A 17,853-nucleotide genomic window follows, 5' to 3' on the forward strand; every position below is an offset into this window, starting at 1 on the left:
ATCCCCACCCAGCCTCCCCCTTGAAGGGGGAGGAGCCGTGCAGCGACGGCTCCATCGCCTGTGACCGTTCAGGCAGCCGCCATCTACTCCCTCCCCTTCAAGGGGAGGGCCGGGGTAGGGATGGGGTCAACACCTCACCCCTGACACCTCACCCCTCACTGCGCGAGCTGCCGCATCCGGTTGAGCCGCGCCGGCTCGTTCTTCACCAGCCACTCGTCGCGCGACAGCAGTTCGAGCGCGCGGGCGAAATAGCCGCGCGCTTCCTGGCTGCGGCCCTGCGCCAGCAGGTTCTCGGCGATCTCCTCGTCGACGTAGCCGTCTTCCTCGCCCAACTGCTTCCAGGCCCGCAACAGGTCGATCAGGATGGTCAGCGCGCGGTCGTTCTCGCCGATCGCGCGCAGTGCCTTGGCCACGCTCCAGCGCGCGATCAGCAGCGGCCGGCCGGCGCCGTGACCCTCGTGCCAGGCCTGCGCCTGGCGCAGGTAGTCGAGCGCCTTCGGGTAGTCCTTCAGGTCGTAGTAGGCCCAGCCCAGGTTGTTGTAGAGCGAGCCGAGCCAGTCGGCGGTGCGCGGATCCTGGCTGCGGGCGACGGCGGCCAGCGCCTTGAGGTTCCAGTCGATCGAGCCGCGGCCGCCCTCGGAGATCGCCAGCATGTGCATCGCGTCGATGGCCAGGAAATCGAGCTCGTGCCGCTGCGCCTGCGCCAGCGCATTGCGGAACCAACGCCAGGCCTTCTTCGGCTCGCCCGACGAATTGAGCAGCCGGCCGCGCTCGAGCAGGTAGCGCACGCTGACTTCGGGCGGCAGTGCCGGCAGCTCGGCCTGCAGCAGGTCCAGCGTGCGCCCGCCCGCCTCGATGCGGCCCTGCAGGCCCTGGGCGCGGGCGATCTGGGTGATCAGCTCGCCGGCCTCGGCCGCGTCGCCGCGCTGCTGCGCCTCGGCCAGCCGGCCGCGGAAGCGCGCCTCCGATTCGGCCGGCCGGTCGTAGTCCCACAGGGCATCGATGTCCGCCGCCGATGCCGCCACGCCCGCCAGGCCGAGCAGCAGCCCGGCCAGCAGCGCACGGATCATGCGGCCACCTTGAGGAAGCCGGTCTCGATCAGCTCGTCGAGCAGGTAGCTGAAGTCCTCGGCGCCTTCCGAATCGGGCGCGTAGCTGAACACGTCCTGGTTCTGGCCGATGCCCTCGAGCACGCTCTGGCTCTCGAACACCCGGGTGCGGCAGAACTCCTTGCCGTAGCGCCGGGTCAGCTCGGCGGCGACCTTCTCCGAGGTCGGGTGGCCGCGCTGGTAGCGGTTGATGAACACCTTGCGCGGCCGGTACTGGCCCATGCTGGTCATGCCCTTGAGCGTCTGGTCGAGCTGCAGCGCGCCGTTCATGGCCAGGTATTCGGCGGTCACCGGCACCAGCACCGCGTTGCAGGCCATCAGCGCCGACAGCGACAGCACGCCCAGCATCGGGCAGCAGTCGATCAGCACGGTGGCGCCCTCGGCCAGCATCTCCTCGGCCATGGCCTTCTTCAGCCGGCGCAGGTCGTGGCGGGTCTGGGTCAGCGTCATGTCGACGCGCGACAGCTCCATGTGCGAGGGAATCAGGTTCACGCCGTTGGACAGCTGCACCACCAGCTCGGACAGCGGCGTGCCGTGCTGGAAGAAGGCGTAGACGCTGCGCTTGGCGCTCGGGTTGAGGCCCGACAGCGCGGTGAGGTGGGCTTGCGGATCGAGGTCGATCACCAGCGGGGCCATGCCGTTGCGCGCCATGGCGGCGGCGAGGTTGGCGGTCGTGGTGGTCTTGCCGACGCCACCCTTCTGGTTGAATACGGCGAGAACGGTCATGTTGTTGGAGGTCGTCCGTGCGGGGTCGTGCTTCAGTTTAGCCGGCCGAGGCCGGTTTGGAGAAACTCGCCGGCTCCAACGCGCGCGACCCGCCACGCGGGCGGGTCGCGAAGGCGGGCCGCGCGGTCCGCCGCCGGCCGTGGGGCCGGCCTGCGCTTACTTGTACTTGGCGCCGATCTTGTCGGCGCTGCCGTCCTTCTTCACCGCCTGCACCGCGTCGTTGAGCTTCTTCACCACGTCGTCCGGCACGCCCGGGTTGCAGGCCAGGTACATCTGGCTGTCCTTCGGGTCGCCCAGCGCCAGCAGCGGCTTGATGGCGCCCTTCATGCCCTCGCGCGAGGCCTTGTAGGGGCCGCTCTGGGCGCCGGCCACCCACAGGTCGATGCGGCCGGCGGCCAGCTTGGGCAGGTTCTGCACGTCGGTGGTGACGCGCTCGAGCTTGATGCCCTGCTTCTCGACGAAATCGCCGTAGGCGTCGCCGTTGTAGCCGCCGACCTTGTACTTCTTGGCGTCGTTCACGCCGCCGAGCTTGATGGCGCTGTCGGCCTTGGCGAACAGCGTGATCTCGTCGGCCACCAGCGGGCCGACCCACTTGAACAGCTTCTCGCGCTCGGGCGTGCGCACCGCCGAATAGACGCAGACGTCGGCCTGGGTCTTGGCCATGTCGAGCGCGCGCTCCCACGGCAACAGCTTGAATTCGGCGCTGACGCCGGCGCGCTTGATCGCGTCCTGCAGGATGTCGGTCGAGATGCCGGCGACCTTCTTGTCGACCGCCATGTTGAACGGCGGGTAGTCCTCGGTGGTGAAGGTCAGCGCCTGCGCCTCGAGCCCGGCGGCGAACAGGGCGGTGACGGCGATGCCTTGCAGCAGGATGCGGCGATTCATGCGGGTTCCTTTCGAGGAGCTGGGTTGATGCGCCGCACGCCGGCGCAGCGTCGGGCCGGCCTGGCGGGCCGGCCCAGCGGATCGTCCGCCTAACTGCCCAGATGCTTGGCCATGATGGCCTTCACATCGATCTTCTTGAGCCCGTCGTTGAAGATCTTGGCCCACTTCTGGCCCTCGGCGTTCTTCTTGAAGCAGACGTAGAGCTTCTTGTCCTCCATGATCTTCGGGTTCATCGCCAGCTTGCCGGCGAAGGGCTTGAGCTGCGGGTCGGTCTTCATCAGGTAGGCGAACACGTTGCTGTCGACCACCGCCAGGTCGTTGCGGCCCGAGCCGAGCTTGAGCAGGTTGCGGCTGTCGTCGGGGGCGACGTCGACCTTCTGCTGCTTGGCCGCCACGCGCGCGTCGAATTCGGCGGTGTTGACGTAGTCCTGCACCACGCCGACCTTCTTGCTGGCCAGGTCGGCGATGCTGCTCCAGCTGACCGGCGCGTCGACGCGCTGGGCGAGGCCGAGCGGGCCGCTGCCCATCGGCTCGGACAGCGTGAACTCCTTGCGCACGTCGGCCGAGTCGTACTCGGGGAAGTAGCCGGCGAAGGCCGGGTCGGACTTGCCGCTGTCGACCGCGCGGCTCCAGGGATAGAACTCGATGACCAGGTCGTAGCCCATGGCCTTGAAGGCGGCCTTGGCGACGGCGGCGCTGGCGCCCTGGTCGGGCAGCTTGGCGCCGGTGTAGGGCGGCCAGTCGAGCGAGGCGAGCTTGACGGTCTGGGCTTGAGCGACGGCCATCAGGCCGGCGGCGCAGAAGAGGGCGAGGAGATGTTTCAGCATCGGTAGCTCCGGGAGTTGCGTTTGCATCTGGCGCCGGCTGTCGGGACCGGCGCGCGGGGTGAATCTGCTGCTGCCTTAAAGCTTGAACTGCTCGACCGAGACCTGCAGCTGGGCGGCCAGCTTGGCCACTTCCTCGCTGGCGATCGCGGTCTGTTGGGCACTGTTGGCGGCTTCGCCGACGATGTTGCGGATCTGCCGGATGTTCTCGGTCATGCCGTCGACCATCTTGTCCTGGCGCGAGGTGACCAGCGCGATCTCGTCGTCGAGGTGGGCGATCTGGCGCGCCGATTCGGCCAGCCGCTCGATCGCGGCACCGGCTTCGTGGGCGCGCTTGAGGCCGAGGTCGGCCTTGTCGCGGCTGGTGTCCATCGCCATCACCGCCTCGTTGGTGCCCTGCTGCAATTCGAGGATCACGTTCTGGATCTCGGTGGTCGACTCGTGGGTGCGGTTGGCCAGCACCCGCACCTCGTCGGCCACCACCGCGAAGCCGCGGCCGGCCTCGCCGGCGCGGGCCGCCTCGATCGCGGCGTTGAGCGCCAGCAGGTTGGTCTGCTTGGCGATGTCGTTGATGACCGACAGCACCTTGCCGATCTTCTCGCTGTTGCGCGCCAGCTGCTCGATCACCCCGGCGGCGTTCTGCACCTCGCTGGTCGCCTCGCCGATGGTGCGCACCGCTTCGGCCACCACCACGCGGCCCTTCTCGGCCTCGTTGTCGGCGAAGGCGGCCGCCTCGGAGGCCTTGGCAGTGCTGTCGGACACCTCGTGGATCTGGGCGCCGAGCTCGGACACCACGCTGACCACCTCGTCGGTCTGCTGCTGCTGCTGCTGGATGCCGGCGTTGGCGTGCTCGGTGATGCGGGTGGTCTGCTCGGCCGCGGCGGCGAGCTGGATGGCGGTCTCGGACACCTTGCGCATCACGCCCTGCAGCCGCTCGACGAACAGGTTGAAGGCGCGCGACACCTCGGCGAATTCGTCGTTGCGCTGGATGGCGAGCCGGCGGGTCAGGTCGGCGTCGCCCGAGGCGATGTCCTTGAGCGCGTCGCGCAGCCGCAGGAGCGGCTTGAGCACCACCGCCTTGAGGCTCAGCGACAGCGCCACCACCAGCACCACGTCGAGCACCACGATCTGGATCAAGAGGCTGAGCCAGTTGCTGCGCACCGCGTCCTCGACCTCGGCGCGCGAGACGTAGATATGGGCGGTGGCGACCTTCTTCTTGCTGCCGTTGTCGTCGAAGGTCAGGTCGACCTTGTGTTCCTCGCCGACGATCTTGTCGCCCTTGGCGGCCTTGTCGAGCTTGCCGGCCGCGTCGCGCTTGCGGCCGTCGAGGAAGTTCTCGCCGTTGTCCAGCACGATGGCGTTGATCGCGGTGGCGGCCATCTCGGCCTCGAGGATCTGCGCCATCTGGCCCTTGTCGAAATTCCAGATGGCTGCCGGCAGGCTCATCTGCAATCGGCCGGCCAGTGCGCCGGTCTGCTCGTCCAGGCCTCTTTCCAGGCGGCTTTTCGCAACGGCGCCGTTATACGCGCCCAGCACCGTCAGCACGGTGGTCACGATGACCACGAACAGGATGTTCAGGCGCCCGTTGATGCTGTTGAAGAAGTGCATCGAATTTACTCCCCGGTTTTGAATAGGGCTGGATGCGGTCTCGCATCACGCACCGGCAGGGCGCGCGCGAACCGCACGGTTCGGTCTGTCCATTCGTTTTACCTCATTTGTCTTCGATTTATTTGAATTCGGAGTGAATCCGATTCGTCGGCCCGACCCGAGGGGCCGGGCGGACCTGCGGCACGGGGAGGGCGCGATGGGCGGCGGGCGCCGCTGCCTCCCTCCCGGCCGGATTATTTGAACTGGCTCACCTGCTTCTTGTACTCGGCCGATTCGCGCACCGCGGCGACGGTGTTCCAGATGTCGGCCGACAGGCCGCCGTACCTGGCGACGAACTGCTTGGACAGCATCAGGTAGTAGGGTTTCTCGACCAGCGGCGGCGCGACCTTCTCGACCTTGCCGGCGAACTCGGCCTGCTGGATCGAGTTGTCGCCCTCGAGCGTCTGCAGCGCCACCGCCTGGACCCGGCCGGCCACCAGCTTGCGCAGGTTGTCGTCGGCGCTGCGGGCGCCGTCGTCGACCCGCGCGCCCAGGCCCTTGAGCTGGTCGACGATCGAATAGCCCTGCTGGGCGCCGACGGTGCCGCTGACGTTGGTCAGTGCCTTGCCGTCGTAGCCGGCGTTGCTGCCCTTGAGCCGGTACAGCGAATAGCCGTCCATCATCATGTAGCGGTTGTCGGGCTTGTCGCCGGCCATCGGGTAGCTGCCCGAGGCCAGGCGGTCGGTCTTGAAGCTGGCGGCGAAGGCGCCGTCCATATTGCCCTGCCGCATCTCGTCGAGGCAGCGCGCCCAAGGCATCGACACCATCTCGAATTTCAGGCCGAGCTTCTGCTCGACCATCTTCAGGTGGACCAGGTTGAGCCCGCCCTTGCCGACCACCACCCAGGGATAGACGTCGACGTTGTCGTGGCAGAACTTGAGCGTGGCGGGCTTGTCCTCGGCCTGGACGGCGAGGGCTGACAGTACGAGGAGGGAGCAGAACGAGCGGCGCATAAGACAGGTCTTTCATCCATTTTGGGGATGATCCTACTTTGGCAGCTGATGCCGGCAATTCAAGCCCGGATTTCATGCGCCTTGGCGGCTTCGGCCGCTAAAAGCTTGTTCCTGCTGCGAATCGGTCGCGAATATAAACTTGCCGGCCGGGCTGGCCTGGACCGCGCTGTTGGATGGATGGCACGCCCGGCCCGCGGCGCCGGGGGCCGCCGCGGGCCGGGCCGCTAGAGCAGGCCGCCGCCCTTTTCCTTGAAACCGGGGAAGTGCCGTTCGAGTTCGCGCAGCAGCTCGGCATCGCCGTCGCCGTTGAAGCCGACGAACTGCAGGCCGCTGCGGAAGCATTGCGCCTTGAAGTCGTGCACCGTGTAGATGGTGCGGACCTCGATCTGCAGCACGAGGCGGCGACCGCCGACCGCGGCCGGCAGGCGCGGCGGGATTTCGAGATGGAGGATGCCGCGATGGCGCACCGACAGCGCCTCGGTGCAGTGGATCGCGATACCGCTGCCCGAGATGTTGACGCTGCGCGCCTGCAGCACGCGGCCATCGTCCAGCGGCAGTGCGACGCGCCAGTGCGCCGGGTAGCGGGTGGCGCGCCGCTGCTGTTCCTTGGCGCCGCCGGACTTGGCCGGCTTGGCCATCGCGCCGGGGTCGAGCACCAGCGCGTCCGGCGGCATGGTGAAGCTTGCGGCGTCGAAATCGTCCAGCGCGTCGAGGTCGTTCAGCATCGGTCGTCCTTGCGGTCGCCCGGGCCGTGCCGCCGGATGGATGTCGGCGGCGAGGGCTTTCCGCGGTGGCGGAAGGCCGGCTCGGGGTGTGAATTTGCACAGTCCGGACCCAGTTTAGAGCACGCCTCCCGCTGCGGTTTCCGCGTGCTGCAATATATTTATCAATGGTTTAGCCGATTTTTTATATAAGTTAGAAAACGCTAATGTTTATGCGGCTTGGCGGCCGATGCGGCCCTGCCGAGCCCCGGTCGCGGCTGCGGCAAATCGGCAACAGGGGATCGCCATGGCGGGGGCGGCCGCCGCGGACGGCAGCGGCGGCCGGAGCCTGGCGAGCGCAGAGAAGCGCCGGACGCGGCCCGGTTCAGCCGGCCAGCGCGACCTGCTGGGCCTGGGCGCGCAGCTGCCGAGGGCTCAGGCCCAGCGCCTGGCGGCACTGGCGGTGCAGCGCGCTCTGGTCGGAGAAGCCGCAGGCGGCGGCGATGTCGGCCATCGCCCGGCGCGAATTGACGATGGTGTAGAGCGCTGCCTCGAGCCGGGTGCGGCGGATGAATTCGCCGGTGCTGGCGAGGAAGACGCGTTTCATGCGGCGGTCGAGCTGGGCCACCGACAGGCCGGAGACGCGGGTCAGCTCGTCGAGGCAGAGCGGCCGGTCGTAGTTGGTCTGGATGAAGTCGACCGCCCGGGCGAAGCGCGCGTCGACCAGGCCCTCGCGGCTCGGCTCGATCAGGTCGCGCGAGATGCAGACCAGGCCGACCAGGCGGCCGCTGCGGTCGTGCACCGGCTGCTTGTGCGAGACGCACCAGCCCGGCTTGCGGTCGTTGTAGACGGTCAGGTCGATGTTGTTGGAGATCGGATGGCCGCGGTCGAACACGATCTGGTCCTGGGCGCGGTAGCGGTCGGCCATGTGGCCGGGGAACAGGTCGTGGGCGGTCTTGCCGACCGCCTCGCGCGGATCGCGCAGCTGGCAGCGCGCCACGCAGGCTTCGCTCATGGCGACGTAGCGGCCGGCCAGGTCCTTCACCGAGAAGACCACGTCGGGCATCGGATCGAACAGGGCGGCGACGGCCTGCATGTCGTCCAGGTCGGAAACGACGTGGCGCTGCATGGTGGTGCGGCAGTGTCCCGGCAACATCGGTGGAATTCGCTCCAGCTGTAGTCCGGGGGCCGCCCGGAGAAACGTTTATGATATTTGCATAAATCCGGTGTTGCCAAGCTGCAGTCGCTGAATGGAAATAATCCCGCGGCCGGGTAGGCCGCGGGATGCTGACGGGACGTCCTGTCGGGAGGGATCTGGAGGACGCTCCGTCGGGGATCGCCCTTCGTAGGGGCGGTCCCGTCCGGACGACCCGCCGGGAGGGCGGGCCGTCCGTCAGGCTCAGTCGTAGGTCGCGTTGATGTTCACGCCGGAGAAGGCCGAGCGGGCTTTCAGCATGATGTAGTACCACTTGCCCGACTGCGGCGAGGCGATCGACACGCTGTCGGTGTTGCCGACCTGGGTCGAGGCGAAGTCGTAGCTGGTGGTGGTCGGATAGCGGTCGAGGCCGACGTACAGGTCCGAGTCGCCGGTGCCGCCGGTGGTGTACAGCTTGAGGTTGCGCGCGCCGGCCGGCAGGTTGATGTAGACGTAGGACTGGCTGGCCGAGGTCAGGCCCTTGATCGCGCAGCCCTTGCCCAGGTAGCTGGCCGAGGAGCAGGCCGGCAGGGTCGGCAGGCTGGGCAGCGGCGGCTGGCCGGCGGTGGTGGCGCTCTTCACCCAGTTGGCGAACTCGGTGTCGTAGCGGGTGCCGATCTGCGTCATGTAGTTCTGGTAGCCGGTGTAGTCGCCCCGGCGGAAGCGCGCGACCACCGCGTCGACGTCGGGACGATGGCGCTCGATCATGAAGCGCGTCGCCATGTAGCCCCAGCGGTAGGCCCGGTTGGTGTAGTCGGCCATGTCGTAGGTGTTGCCGAAGATCTGGCTGAGCTTGTAGGTACCGAGGCGCGCGGCGTCGATCGAGGCCTGGTTGTTGTTGCGCAGCGACAGGTATTCGGCGATGCCCTCGATCCACCACACGGTCGGCTTGGCGGTGCCGGCGCCGAAGTCGCCCTGCATGTCGAAGCGGCCGTCGAGGTAATGGATGTACTCGTGCTCGAGGTTCCAGATCTTGAACTCGGGCCGCAGCCACGAGGCTTCATGCGCGATGAAGCGGGCCTGGTTGCCGGCCGCGGCCGGATCCCCTTCGAGGTACATGCCGCCGTTGTTGGTGTCGATGCCGTAGATCACCGAGGCGTACTTGGCGTAGTTGGCGTAGTCGTCGAACACCACCACTTCGAGCGAGGTATTGCGGTCGTTCGCCACCGGGGTGTTGTTGGTCTGCAGCATCTGGTGGAAGTAGCTCTCCTCGGCCTGCAGCAGCGCGCAGGAGGACTGCATCTGGGCGGTGCTCATGTCCTGGGCGCGGATGCGGATGGTCGGGCTGCAGGTGTAGCTGCCCTTGAGCACGGCGTCCGCGAGCTTGGTCTCGTAGTTGCAGGTGCCGTACTCGGCGCAGTTGGCGTTGTCGTAGTACTTGACCGACTCGGCCGCCGCCAGCCACAGATCGCTGTCGGCGCCGGTCATGCTGGTGCTGGCCAGCATGTTCTTCACCATCGGCTTGAGCGTGGACTTGAGCCCGGAATACTGGAAGAAGCGGAAGTTCTCGCGCGCGGCGTCGCCCAACTGGTAGGCGGCGTCGCCGCCGAGCAGCGCGGCCTTGTTGTTGTTCACGAAGTTGTTGAGCGCGACGGCGTAGGACGGGTCGTTCTCGAGCAGGACCCGGCCTTCGGGGCGGCCGTGGGCGTAGAACAGCACGGTCAGCACGCCGGTGAAGCCGCCGCCGGTGGTGTAGTCCTTCAGCGCCGCCGCGGCGTTCGGATTGGAGGCCGTATTGGTGTAGCGCTGCACCAGGCCGCGCATCTCGGGCAGGTAGGCCGCCTCGTCGTGGGTGTTGGTGATCAGCTTCATCACTTCGCTGGCGGTGGTGCCGGCCTGCGCGTTGGCCTTGAACAGCTGGTTGCCGTTGGCCAGGCCCTTGATCGCCGGGCGCAGCACGCCGAGCAGCGAGGCGGGCGGCTCGGTCACGGTGCCGGAGCCGGCCAGGTAGTAGCCGGCGCGCAGGTAGAGCGTCAGGTTGACCAGGGCGAGGTTGCTGGCGTTGTAGGCCGAGGCTTCCTGGGCGAAGCGGCTGGCCACCGCGTTGAGGTTGGCCGGGCTGTAGGCCTTGGCGGCCTGGGCGGCGGTCAGGGAGAAGAGGCCGTAGGTGCACTCGTAGTCGGGCAATTGCACCAGGTAGTTGGCCAGCGCGGTGCCGCTGTAGCTGGCCAGCTTGTCCATGTCCTTGCACTCGGGCGTGGCGGCCAGCGGGCGGACCATCGCCGAGCTGCGCGCGGTGCGGGTGGTCGGCACGGCGGTCTTGCGCGACTCGGGCAGCTTGAATTCGGCCTGTTCCTCGGTCGGCGGCATCTTCTGCCACTGCCGCGGCGGCGAGGGCTGCTTGGCGGTCTCGTGCTCGTGCTCGTGCGGCGCGCCAGTGGCGGCATGGGCGTAGCCGAACGCCGCCAGGCCGGCGGCGATCAGCAATGTCAGTCGAGGACTTCCCTTGTGGTGCTTCATGCGGTGCTTCTCCTTTTGTCGTCGTCCCAGCTTGTGAATGGAATGCGCTTCGCTCGAGGCGGAGCGGGGTGCTGGTGGGGACGAACTATGCGCGTGCGGCGCGGCGGACTCTTGAACGCGCTCGACGCGAAAACGGAGAAATTCGCCAACTTCGGCAAAGCGGACCCGCGGGCCGATGAACGGTATGCCCCTGTCGTAGCCGCTGGAGGCATCAGGGTGGGAAGGGGTAGGGAAGCGATGCGCGGACGCGCAGGGCATGCCCGTAGGAGCGGCTTCAGCCGCGAATGGCGGTTCGTGGGCACGCCGACCATTCGCGGCTGAAGCCGCTCCTACGGGTGCCCGACAGATCGGCCGGATACAGAAATCAAGAAGAAGGGAGGCCGGCCGAGCCTTGGCCCGGCCTCGGATCAGATCGGAGGCCCGTCGGAGTCGCCGGGCTGCAGCTCGGGCTGCCACAGCACCTGCAGCGACTCGATCGGCTTGCCGGCGATGCGCGCCAGCATCAGTGCGGCCAGCTTGGCGCCGACCGCGCGCGGCGTCGGCTGGATCACCGAGGTGACGTGGTGGCCGACCAGGGTGTCGATCGGCATGCCGTCGTAGACGATCACCGAGATGTCGCGGCCGATCTCCAGCCCGGCGTCGATCACGGCGCGGATGGCGCCGACGCCGCACAGGTTGTTGTCGACCACCACCGCGGTCGGCCGCGGGTCGCGCGCCAGGAGCGCGGTCATGCCCTGGTAGCCGCCGCGGCGGTCGAGCGTGCAGACCGCGAAACTGTCGGGCGACAGCGCCAGGCCCGCCGCGCGCATGCCCTGGGCGAAGCCCTCGCGGCGCAGTTGGGCGAAATTGAATTCGGGCTCGGCGCCGAGCAGCGCGATGCGGCGATGGCCCAGGCCGACCAGCCGGGTCACGGCCATCTCCAGGCCGGCCGCGTTGTCGAAGTCGAACCAGGCATAGGGCTGGGCCAGCGCGCTGCGGCCGTAGGCGACGAAGGGGAAGTTCTCGGCCTGGAGGAATTCCAGCCGCGGATCGTGCACCCGGGTCCGCGCTACCACCAGGCCGTCGACGCGGCGGCCGCGGATCATGCGCTGGTAGGAGCGCAGCTCGTCGGCCGGCGAGGACGAGGCGATGATCAGGTCCATGCCGATCTGGTCGAGCGACTCGGTCATGCCGGCCACCACCTCGAGGAACTGCGGGTCGCCCAGGTCGTGCGCGTCGAGCGGATAGACGATGCCGATCGCGTCGGCGCGGCCGATGGCCAGCCGGCGCGCGGTCGGGTTGGGCTGGTAGCCGCCGGCCCGGGCCGCGGCGATCACGCGCTGGCGGGTGTCCTCGTTGACGTCGTCGTAGCCGTTGAGCGCGCGGCTGACTGTGGTTTGCGACAGGCCGAGCTGGCGGGCGAGGTCCTTGAGGTTCATCGAGGGGGTCCAACGGCTGTAATGAATAGAGGCGATCTTGCCGGGCGGCGGCGATGGCTTCTTGGGCCCGGCCGCGACGCCGCTGCGCATAGTAGGGCCGAATCGGCCGGCTCGCCATGCCGCTCGGCCCGCGGCGGCCGGCAGGGGCGGGGTCCGAAGCATTTTGTTGCATTTTGTCGCCGCGACCGTGTGGGCGGCGCATCGCTTGCCTACACTGGTCTCGTGACGGCCGGTCGGAATGGCCGGATGGGAGCGAGTGCGATGGGACTCAGTCAAGGTGGTTGCCGCGGTGCGATGGCCGGTCTGCTGGCGGGCCTCGCCGTCGCGGCCTGGGCCGACGACGGTTGCGCCGGCCAGGCGGTCAAGGCCGACGGCCTCGGCAGCAGCGGCTACAAGCTCGACTGGAGCTGCAAGGGCGGAGCGGCCAGCGCGCAGGTCGCGCTCGACGCCGACGGCAGCATCGAGCTGGTGCGGCTGGGGGCCGACAAGCTCGGCTTCGGCGACGTGCGGCTGCGCTGCGAGACGCTCGACGGCAAGCCGGCGCGCTTCAGGGTGGCGCCCACCGAGGGCAAGGTGCCGTGGCAGGTCCAGCTCGACGACGCGGCCTGCGCCTGGCAGGGCGAACAGTTCGCCTGCAAGACCCGCGGCCAGCCATCCTTGTTCTGCGTCGCCGAGACGCGCCAGCTGCGCACCGCCAGCGTGGCCAAGCCGCACGCCACCGTGGTGCTGCGCAGCGCCTGGGTGTCGGACGACGAGGCCCGGCTGCGCGACTGGCTGGCCGAGCAGAACATCGTGTTCCGCTACTGCGCCGCGGCGCAGGCTCAGCCCGAGCTGCCCTTCGTCAAGCTGAGCTTCTCGGTCGACGGCAAGATCGCCGTGGCGCCGGGCAAGGCGGCGCAGGGCCTGCCGGCGGCCGAGGCGGTGCCGGGCTGCATCGCGCAGCGATTGGCCAAGCGCGATCCACCTTATCCGCAGGAGGCCGACGTGGTGATCCTGTGGCGCATCCCGGCGGACGGCGCGGAGTAGCGGAGGGTGCCCGGCGACGGGCGTCGGATGGACCAGACGGGAGACGGCGATGGACGGATCGAGGCGAGTGGAATGGGCTGGCCGGATGATGGCGGTTGGCCTGGCGGCGCTGCTGCTCGGCGCCTGTGCGAGCGATACGGCGCCGTCGGCGGCCGGCGGGAGCGACGGTGGCGGTGGCGGCAGCGCGGCCAAGGCGGCGAGCGGCAGCGTGGTGTTCACCGATACCGACATCTTCGACCGCTCGCTGTCGGCGACGCTGAAGCAGGGCGGCGAACCGGTGACGGTCAAGCTGGCCGCGCCGTTCCCGGTCAGCGAGATCCCGCCGCGGCTCAACCGCTGGCTCAACGCGGTCGACGACAGCCGCGGCAAGGTCGATTTCGATTTCGAACCGCAGATCAAGAACGCGCTGTCGCTGGTGTCGCTGATCGGCACGGCGGCCGATGCGGTGCGCGAACACCTGCTGTACCGCCCGGCCGGCGACTACGACGTGCGCGTGCGGGTGGTCGACGGCACGGTGCGCGAGCTGACCTTCAGCCGGCGCAAGCGCTGAGCCGGCCAGTAATTCGTGACAAGTGACAGATTTCCGCGCAGACGGGCATCGATCCAATAGAGGGATATACCGCCATGCTTCGCCAGAGCTTTCGTTCCCTGTTCCTCGCCGCGCTGGCCGCCGCCGTGCTGCTGCCGGCCGCGGCGGAAGAGGCCGCGCCGACGCCGAGCGCGGAGGAGATCGCCAAGGCCCTGCTCGGCAAGGGCAAACGGACCCGCAACGTGGTGATCGAGGAAGAGCCCGAGCCGACGCCCGCGCCGGCCGTCGTGCCCACGCCCGCACCTGTTGTCGCCAACCCGGTCGCGCCCGCCGCACCGGCGCCCCAGCAGCCGGCCGCGCCGACGGCGGTCGCAACGCCGGCCAGCCCGGCCGCGCCCGCCGCATCGCCGGCCAGCCCGGCCGCGCCCGCCGCATCGCCGGCCACGCCCCAGCAGGCCGCGACCCAGGCCTCCCAGCCCGCGGCTGCGCCGGTTCGGCCCACGCCCGCGGTGGCGGCCGGCATGGACGAGGGCATCTCGCTGCCGATCCAGTTCGGCCTCGGCACCGCGCGGCTGTCGGTCGCGGCGCAACGGTTGCTCGACGCGGTGGCCGCCGCCCTGGCCACGCCGGAGCTGGCCGGCGCCACGCTGCGGATCGAGGGCCATACCGACGCCAGCGGCAATCCGCAGGCCAACGATCGCTTGTCGGAGGCGCGGGCCAGGTCGGTGCGCGCCTATCTGCAGAGCAAGCTCGGCAAGCGGGCGCCGGCGATGCAGGCGATCGGCCGCGGCAGCCGCGAGCCGGTCAACCCGGCCGATCCATATGCCGAGGAGAACCGTCGGGTGCGATTCTCGATCGTGCAGGGTGGGCGTGGGTGAGCAAGCCCTTGGCAAATGAAGCTTCGTCAACTCTCCGATTGCAGGACTGCACCCGCCCTTCTCCCGCGCGCGGGCGGCAGTCCAAGTTGCCCGGTCTTGGGAGAAGGTGGCCCGAAGGGCCGGATGAGGGCTGTTCTTCGTAGAACTGCCCTCACCCCAACCCCTCCCCCGTGCACGGGAGAGGGGCTTTAAAGGATCGGCGGGCTCCCCGGAAGCCCCACGAAAGGCGGCCAGAACATGAAGAAATCGCGTGCATTCGGCCTGGCCCTCGCGCTGGGCCTCGCGGCGGCGCTGCCGGCCCAGGCCACCCAGTACGCCTACATCCTCACCGTCGGCGACTACGGCGGCCAGTACCCCTCGCTGAGCGGCACCCGCATCGACCGCCAGACCGCCCACCAGATCGCGCTCAGGGCCGGCGTGGCCGAGGAGAACATCGTCCACCTGGTCGACGGCCAGGCCACCAAGGCGGCGATGCAGGCGATGTTCGAGGAGATCCTCAGCCGCACCTCGCCCAACGACCAGGTGCTGATCTACTTCTCCGGCCACGGCATCCGCGCCAAGGAGACCGATTCGGACAAGTGCGCCGAGGGCCTCCTGGCCGCCGACGGCGGCATCCTGTGGGATTCGGAGCTGTCGCAATACCTCGACCGGCTCGGCAACCGGCTGTCGCGCACGCTGATGGTGGTCGACGCCTGCCACTCGGGCGGCGCCAACAAGCGCTTCTCCAACATCCTCGACGGCGAGCTCTTGACGCCCAAGTTCGCCACCAAGCTGACCTCCGCCTCCTGCTCGCAGGCGGTCAACCTGATCCCGCGCACCCGTTCGGCCTTCGTCGAGAGCGAAGACGACCCGCGCCGCAACGTGGTCTACGTGGCGATGGCGCGCGACAACGAGGTCGCCTTCGACCATCCGCTGCGCGGCGGGCTCGGCACCTTCTCGCTGCGCCAGTGCCTCGACGCCAATCGCAACGCCGACGCCAACCGCAGCGGCGCGATCAGCATCGGTGAGCTGCTCGACTGCGCCCAGGGGCGGCTCAACGACATCATGGCCGACAACCGCGGCGTGCGGCCGTCGACGCTGACCGCCTACGGCAATCCCAACGCCGCCTTCGCGCTGCCGCCCGCGCCGGTGCAGGCGTCGGCGCCGGCGCAACCGGCCGCGGCCGCACCGGCGGCGGAGCCCGCGGTGCACCTGAACCCGGCCACCGTGCTGTCCGAGCTCTACAGCAACCGCGACGGCCGCCGCAAGGTCGAGGTGAAGCTCGACAACCCGGCGCCGCGCATCGGCGTCGACCGCATCGGCTTCGAGGTGACGTCGAGCCATGCCGGCTACGTCTACGTGCTGATGCTCGGCTCGGACGGCAAGACGGTCGACCTGATCTTCCCCAACGCGCTCGACGGCAACCATGCGATCGCCGCCGGCGGCAAGCTGACGCTGCCGCGCAGCAAGTGGCGCATGAAGGCGGCCGGCCCGGCCGGCCAGACCCAGCTCCTGACGCTGGTGTTCGACCAGCCCAAGCCGTGGACCACGCTGCCCGGCCCCAAGGTCGGCCCGTTCTCCAGCCTGCCGGCCGCGCTGGCCGGCGACCTGCACGCGCTGCTCGGCGCGCTGTCGGCGCCGCCGGCGCAGGGCCGTTGCGAGGGCGAGCTGCGCTGCGAGGCGCAGCCTTACGGCGCCGCGCTGAGCATCCTCAAGGAACGCTAGGCATCCGCCCGCGCCGCGGCCGCTTTCACTCGACGAAAACAGACGACAAGCCCAGGAGTTCCGCCATGCCCCGAAACGGACAGACCTCCGCCGATCGCTTCCCGCCGCTGAACCGCCTGCTGCTGGCCTGCCTGCTGGCCTTCGCTGCCGGATCGCCGGCCGCTCGGGCACAGGCCGCAGAGGCCGTGCCCGACGCCGGCGCCGTGCTCAAGGACATCCCGCCGGCGCCGCCGCTGCCGGCCACCGCGCCGCCGCCGGCGATGGCCGCGCCGGCCTTGCCGCCGGTGACCATGAGCGCCGGCGACCTTTCCAATACGGTGCTGGTCAAGGGCTTCCGCATCGAGGGGCCACGGTGTTCCCGGCCGAGACGCTCGAGGCCGTGCTGCAGCCCCTGGTGGGCAAGCCGGCCACGCTGCCCGAGCTGATCCGCGGCGCGCACGCGATCACCGCCTTCTACAGCCGCAACGGCGTGGTCGGCCAGGCCTTCCTGCCCGAGCAGACGGTCGACGGCGGCATCGTGCTGGTACGGGTGGTGGAAAGCCGCTTCGCCGGCGCGGTGATCGAGCGGCCCGAGCCGGTGCGGCTGGCCGATACCACGGTGCAGCGCATGGTCGAGAGCGCCCAGCCGCTGGGCCAGGTGGTGCGGGTCGAGCGGCTCGAGCGCGGCCTGCTGCTGCTCAACGACCTGGCCGGCATCAGCGCCAACGGCACGCTGCTGCGCGGCGGCGAGCCGGGCAGCACGGTCGAGCGCGTCACGCTGCGGCCGACCGCGCCGCTGTCGGGCGTGGTCGAGCTCGACAACGCCGGCCCGCGCGCGGTCGGCGAGGGCCGCGCCAACGTGCTGCTCAACTGGAACAACCCGGAAGGGCGCGGCGGCCAGCTCAGCCTGCGCGCGCTGGCGATGTACAACGGCGACGACCTGAACCGCTACCTGCGCCTGGCCTACGCCATCCCGGTCGGCTACGGCGGCCTCAAGATCACGCCTTCGGTGGCGCGGCTCGACTACAAGCTCGGCAAGCCGTTCCAGGCGCTCGATTCGCGCGGCGATTCGACCAGTTGGGGCGTCGATGCGCGCTACTCGCTGCTGCGCGGCCGCACCGCCAATCTCTATGCGCTGGCGCGCTTCGAGCGCAAGTCGCTCTACAGCGAAGCGGCCGGCGCCACGCTCGGCGACAAGAAGCTCGATACCGTCGCCTTCGGCCTGCGCGGCGACTATCTCGACCCGGCCAGCAAGGCTTACAGCGCGGCCACGCTGCAACTGCTGAGCGGCAACGCGCGCTATGCCAGCGCCCGCTTCGGCCAGGACGGCGGCTACGGCCGCTTCAACCTCGACCTGCAGCACCTGCGGCCGCTGGACGAGCGCTGGAGCTGGCTGCTGGCGCTGTCCTGGCAGCATGCCTTCGACAACCTCGACACCGCCGAGGAGATCAGCCTCGGCGGCGCCAACGCGGTACGCGCCTACCCGGCCAGCGAGGCGCCCGGCGACGAGGGCGCGGTGCTGAGCAACGAGCTGCGCTTCCGTCTCAACGACACGGTGGCGCTCAAGCTGTTCCACGACTACGGCTGGCTGCGGGTGAACCACCGCGCGCTGCCGGGCCAGTTCGGCCCGAACGACCTGCATCTGCAGGGCGTGGGCCTGGGCGCCGCGCTGCGGCTGCCGGCCGATTTCAGCTTCAGCGCGCACGTCGCCTGGCGCATCGGCGACAACCCGCTGGCCGCCGCCGACGGCAGCGATTCCGACGGCCGCCGGCGCGATCCGCGGCTGTGGGTGAGCCTGAATAGAAGCTTTTGAGAGGGGT

At 69.4% G+C, this 17,853-nt stretch carries 16 protein-coding genes; 6 read left to right on the plus strand and 10 right to left on the minus strand.

Translation table 11 applies throughout. The features are described 5' to 3' along the window. Positions 1-155 precede the first annotated feature (155 nt). The 10 genes from H9L41_RS10320 to H9L41_RS10365 form a co-directional block, all read right to left on the minus strand. A complete protein-coding gene (locus tag H9L41_RS10320; protein WP_051319422.1) occupies positions 156-1,070 on the minus strand; it encodes a tetratricopeptide repeat protein in 915 nt (304 codons plus the stop codon). Further along, positions 1,067-1,834 carry a ParA family protein gene (locus H9L41_RS10325; protein ID WP_028448071.1) on the minus strand — a complete coding sequence of 256 codons (768 nt, stop codon included), beginning with the start codon at positions 1,832-1,834 and terminating at the stop codon, positions 1,067-1,069. The genes H9L41_RS10320 and H9L41_RS10325 overlap by 4 nt, the downstream gene beginning before the upstream one ends. 156 nt (positions 1,835-1,990) lie before the next feature. After that, entirely contained in the window at positions 1,991-2,719 is a 729-nt protein-coding gene (locus H9L41_RS10330; RefSeq protein ID WP_028448070.1) for a substrate-binding periplasmic protein, read from the minus strand. 89 nt (positions 2,720-2,808) lie between these two features. Further along, on the minus strand, positions 2,809-3,546 hold the full coding sequence (locus H9L41_RS10335) for a substrate-binding periplasmic protein (RefSeq protein WP_051319421.1): 738 nt from the start codon (positions 3,544-3,546) through the stop codon (positions 2,809-2,811). Between the two features lie 75 nt (positions 3,547-3,621). After that, positions 3,622-5,151: a methyl-accepting chemotaxis protein gene (locus H9L41_RS10340; protein WP_051319420.1), complete on the minus strand. Its 1,530-nt coding sequence runs from the start codon at positions 5,149-5,151 to the stop codon at positions 3,622-3,624. Positions 5,152-5,384: 233 nt separating this feature from the next. Continuing rightward, positions 5,385-6,143: a substrate-binding periplasmic protein gene (locus tag H9L41_RS10345; RefSeq protein ID WP_028448068.1), complete on the minus strand. Its 759-nt coding sequence runs from the start codon at positions 6,141-6,143 to the stop codon at positions 5,385-5,387. Between the two features lie 224 nt (positions 6,144-6,367). Continuing rightward, positions 6,368-6,868, minus strand: a complete 501-nt coding sequence (locus H9L41_RS10350) for a PilZ domain-containing protein (RefSeq protein ID WP_028448067.1) — start codon at positions 6,866-6,868, stop codon at positions 6,368-6,370. A 361-nt stretch (positions 6,869-7,229) separates the two neighbouring features. Further along, positions 7,230-8,000: an AraC family transcriptional regulator gene (locus tag H9L41_RS10355; protein WP_211236943.1), complete on the minus strand. Its 771-nt coding sequence runs from the start codon at positions 7,998-8,000 to the stop codon at positions 7,230-7,232. 243 nt (positions 8,001-8,243) lie between these two features. Beyond that, complete coding sequence (locus tag H9L41_RS10360) at positions 8,244-10,499, minus strand: M9 family metallopeptidase (protein WP_034608202.1); 2,256 nt, start codon at positions 10,497-10,499, stop codon at positions 8,244-8,246. 407 nt (positions 10,500-10,906) lie between these two features. Next, entirely contained in the window at positions 10,907-11,917 is a 1,011-nt protein-coding gene (locus H9L41_RS10365; RefSeq protein WP_028448066.1) for a substrate-binding domain-containing protein, read from the minus strand. Between the two features lie 261 nt (positions 11,918-12,178). Between H9L41_RS10365 and H9L41_RS10370 the strand changes: the two genes are divergently transcribed. The 6 genes from H9L41_RS10370 (at position 12,179) to H9L41_RS10395 (ending at position 17,846) form a co-directional block, all read left to right on the plus strand. Beyond that, positions 12,179-12,943, plus strand: coding sequence for a hypothetical protein (locus H9L41_RS10370; protein WP_157462147.1), 765 nt, complete (start codon positions 12,179-12,181; stop codon positions 12,941-12,943). A gap of 67 nt (positions 12,944-13,010) precedes the next feature. Beyond that, the gene (locus H9L41_RS10375) at positions 13,011-13,493 is read left to right on the plus strand and encodes a hypothetical protein (protein ID WP_157462146.1); all 483 of its coding nucleotides are present in this window, start codon (positions 13,011-13,013) and stop codon (positions 13,491-13,493) included. 74 nt (positions 13,494-13,567) lie between these two features. Continuing rightward, the gene (locus H9L41_RS10380; protein ID WP_051319419.1) at positions 13,568-14,350 is read left to right on the plus strand and encodes an OmpA family protein; all 783 of its coding nucleotides are present in this window, start codon (positions 13,568-13,570) and stop codon (positions 14,348-14,350) included. A 237-nt stretch (positions 14,351-14,587) separates the two neighbouring features. After that, positions 14,588-16,054 (plus strand): DUF4384 domain-containing protein, encoded by a 1,467-nt coding sequence (locus H9L41_RS10385; RefSeq protein ID WP_028448063.1) that lies wholly within the window; start codon positions 14,588-14,590, stop codon positions 16,052-16,054. A 65-nt stretch (positions 16,055-16,119) separates the two neighbouring features. Further along, positions 16,120-16,479: a hypothetical protein gene (locus tag H9L41_RS10390; protein ID WP_187523797.1), complete on the plus strand. Its 360-nt coding sequence runs from the start codon at positions 16,120-16,122 to the stop codon at positions 16,477-16,479. After that, entirely contained in the window at positions 16,407-17,846 is a 1,440-nt protein-coding gene (locus H9L41_RS10395) for a ShlB/FhaC/HecB family hemolysin secretion/activation protein (protein WP_187523798.1), read from the plus strand. The genes H9L41_RS10390 and H9L41_RS10395 overlap by 73 nt, the downstream gene beginning before the upstream one ends. Positions 17,847-17,853: the final 7 nt, after the last annotated feature.

The organism is Chitinimonas koreensis (genome assembly GCF_014353015.1).
Lineage (GTDB): Bacteria > Pseudomonadota > Gammaproteobacteria > Burkholderiales > Chitinimonadaceae > Chitinimonas > Chitinimonas koreensis.

What these genes read in the sequence shown, in the direction of transcription:
- H9L41_RS10320 (WP_051319422.1), bottom strand. Translation starts at nt 1,070, where the DNA reads ATGATCCGTGCGCTGCTGGCCGGGCTGCTGCTCGGCCTGGCGGGCGTG.
- H9L41_RS10325 (WP_028448071.1), bottom strand. Translation starts at nt 1,834, where the DNA reads ATGACCGTTCTCGCCGTATTCAACCAGAAGGGTGGCGTCGGCAAGACC.
- H9L41_RS10330 (WP_028448070.1), bottom strand. Translation starts at nt 2,719, where the DNA reads ATGAATCGCCGCATCCTGCTGCAAGGCATCGCCGTCACCGCCCTGTTC.
- H9L41_RS10335 (WP_051319421.1), bottom strand. Translation starts at nt 3,546, where the DNA reads ATGCTGAAACATCTCCTCGCCCTCTTCTGCGCCGCCGGCCTGATGGCC.
- H9L41_RS10340 (WP_051319420.1), bottom strand. Translation starts at nt 5,151, where the DNA reads ATGCACTTCTTCAACAGCATCAACGGGCGCCTGAACATCCTGTTCGTG.
- H9L41_RS10345 (WP_028448068.1), bottom strand. Translation starts at nt 6,143, where the DNA reads ATGCGCCGCTCGTTCTGCTCCCTCCTCGTACTGTCAGCCCTCGCCGTC.
- H9L41_RS10350 (WP_028448067.1), bottom strand. Translation starts at nt 6,868, where the DNA reads ATGCTGAACGACCTCGACGCGCTGGACGATTTCGACGCCGCAAGCTTC.
- H9L41_RS10355 (WP_211236943.1), bottom strand. Translation starts at nt 8,000, where the DNA reads ATGTTGCCGGGACACTGCCGCACCACCATGCAGCGCCACGTCGTTTCC.
- H9L41_RS10360 (WP_034608202.1), bottom strand. Translation starts at nt 10,499, where the DNA reads ATGAAGCACCACAAGGGAAGTCCTCGACTGACATTGCTGATCGCCGCC.
- H9L41_RS10365 (WP_028448066.1), bottom strand. Translation starts at nt 11,917, where the DNA reads ATGAACCTCAAGGACCTCGCCCGCCAGCTCGGCCTGTCGCAAACCACA.
- H9L41_RS10370 (WP_157462147.1), top strand. Translation starts at nt 12,179, where the DNA reads ATGGGACTCAGTCAAGGTGGTTGCCGCGGTGCGATGGCCGGTCTGCTG.
- H9L41_RS10380 (WP_051319419.1), top strand. Translation starts at nt 13,568, where the DNA reads ATGCTTCGCCAGAGCTTTCGTTCCCTGTTCCTCGCCGCGCTGGCCGCC.
- H9L41_RS10385 (WP_028448063.1), top strand. Translation starts at nt 14,588, where the DNA reads ATGAAGAAATCGCGTGCATTCGGCCTGGCCCTCGCGCTGGGCCTCGCG.
- H9L41_RS10390 (WP_187523797.1), top strand. Translation starts at nt 16,120, where the DNA reads ATGCCCCGAAACGGACAGACCTCCGCCGATCGCTTCCCGCCGCTGAAC.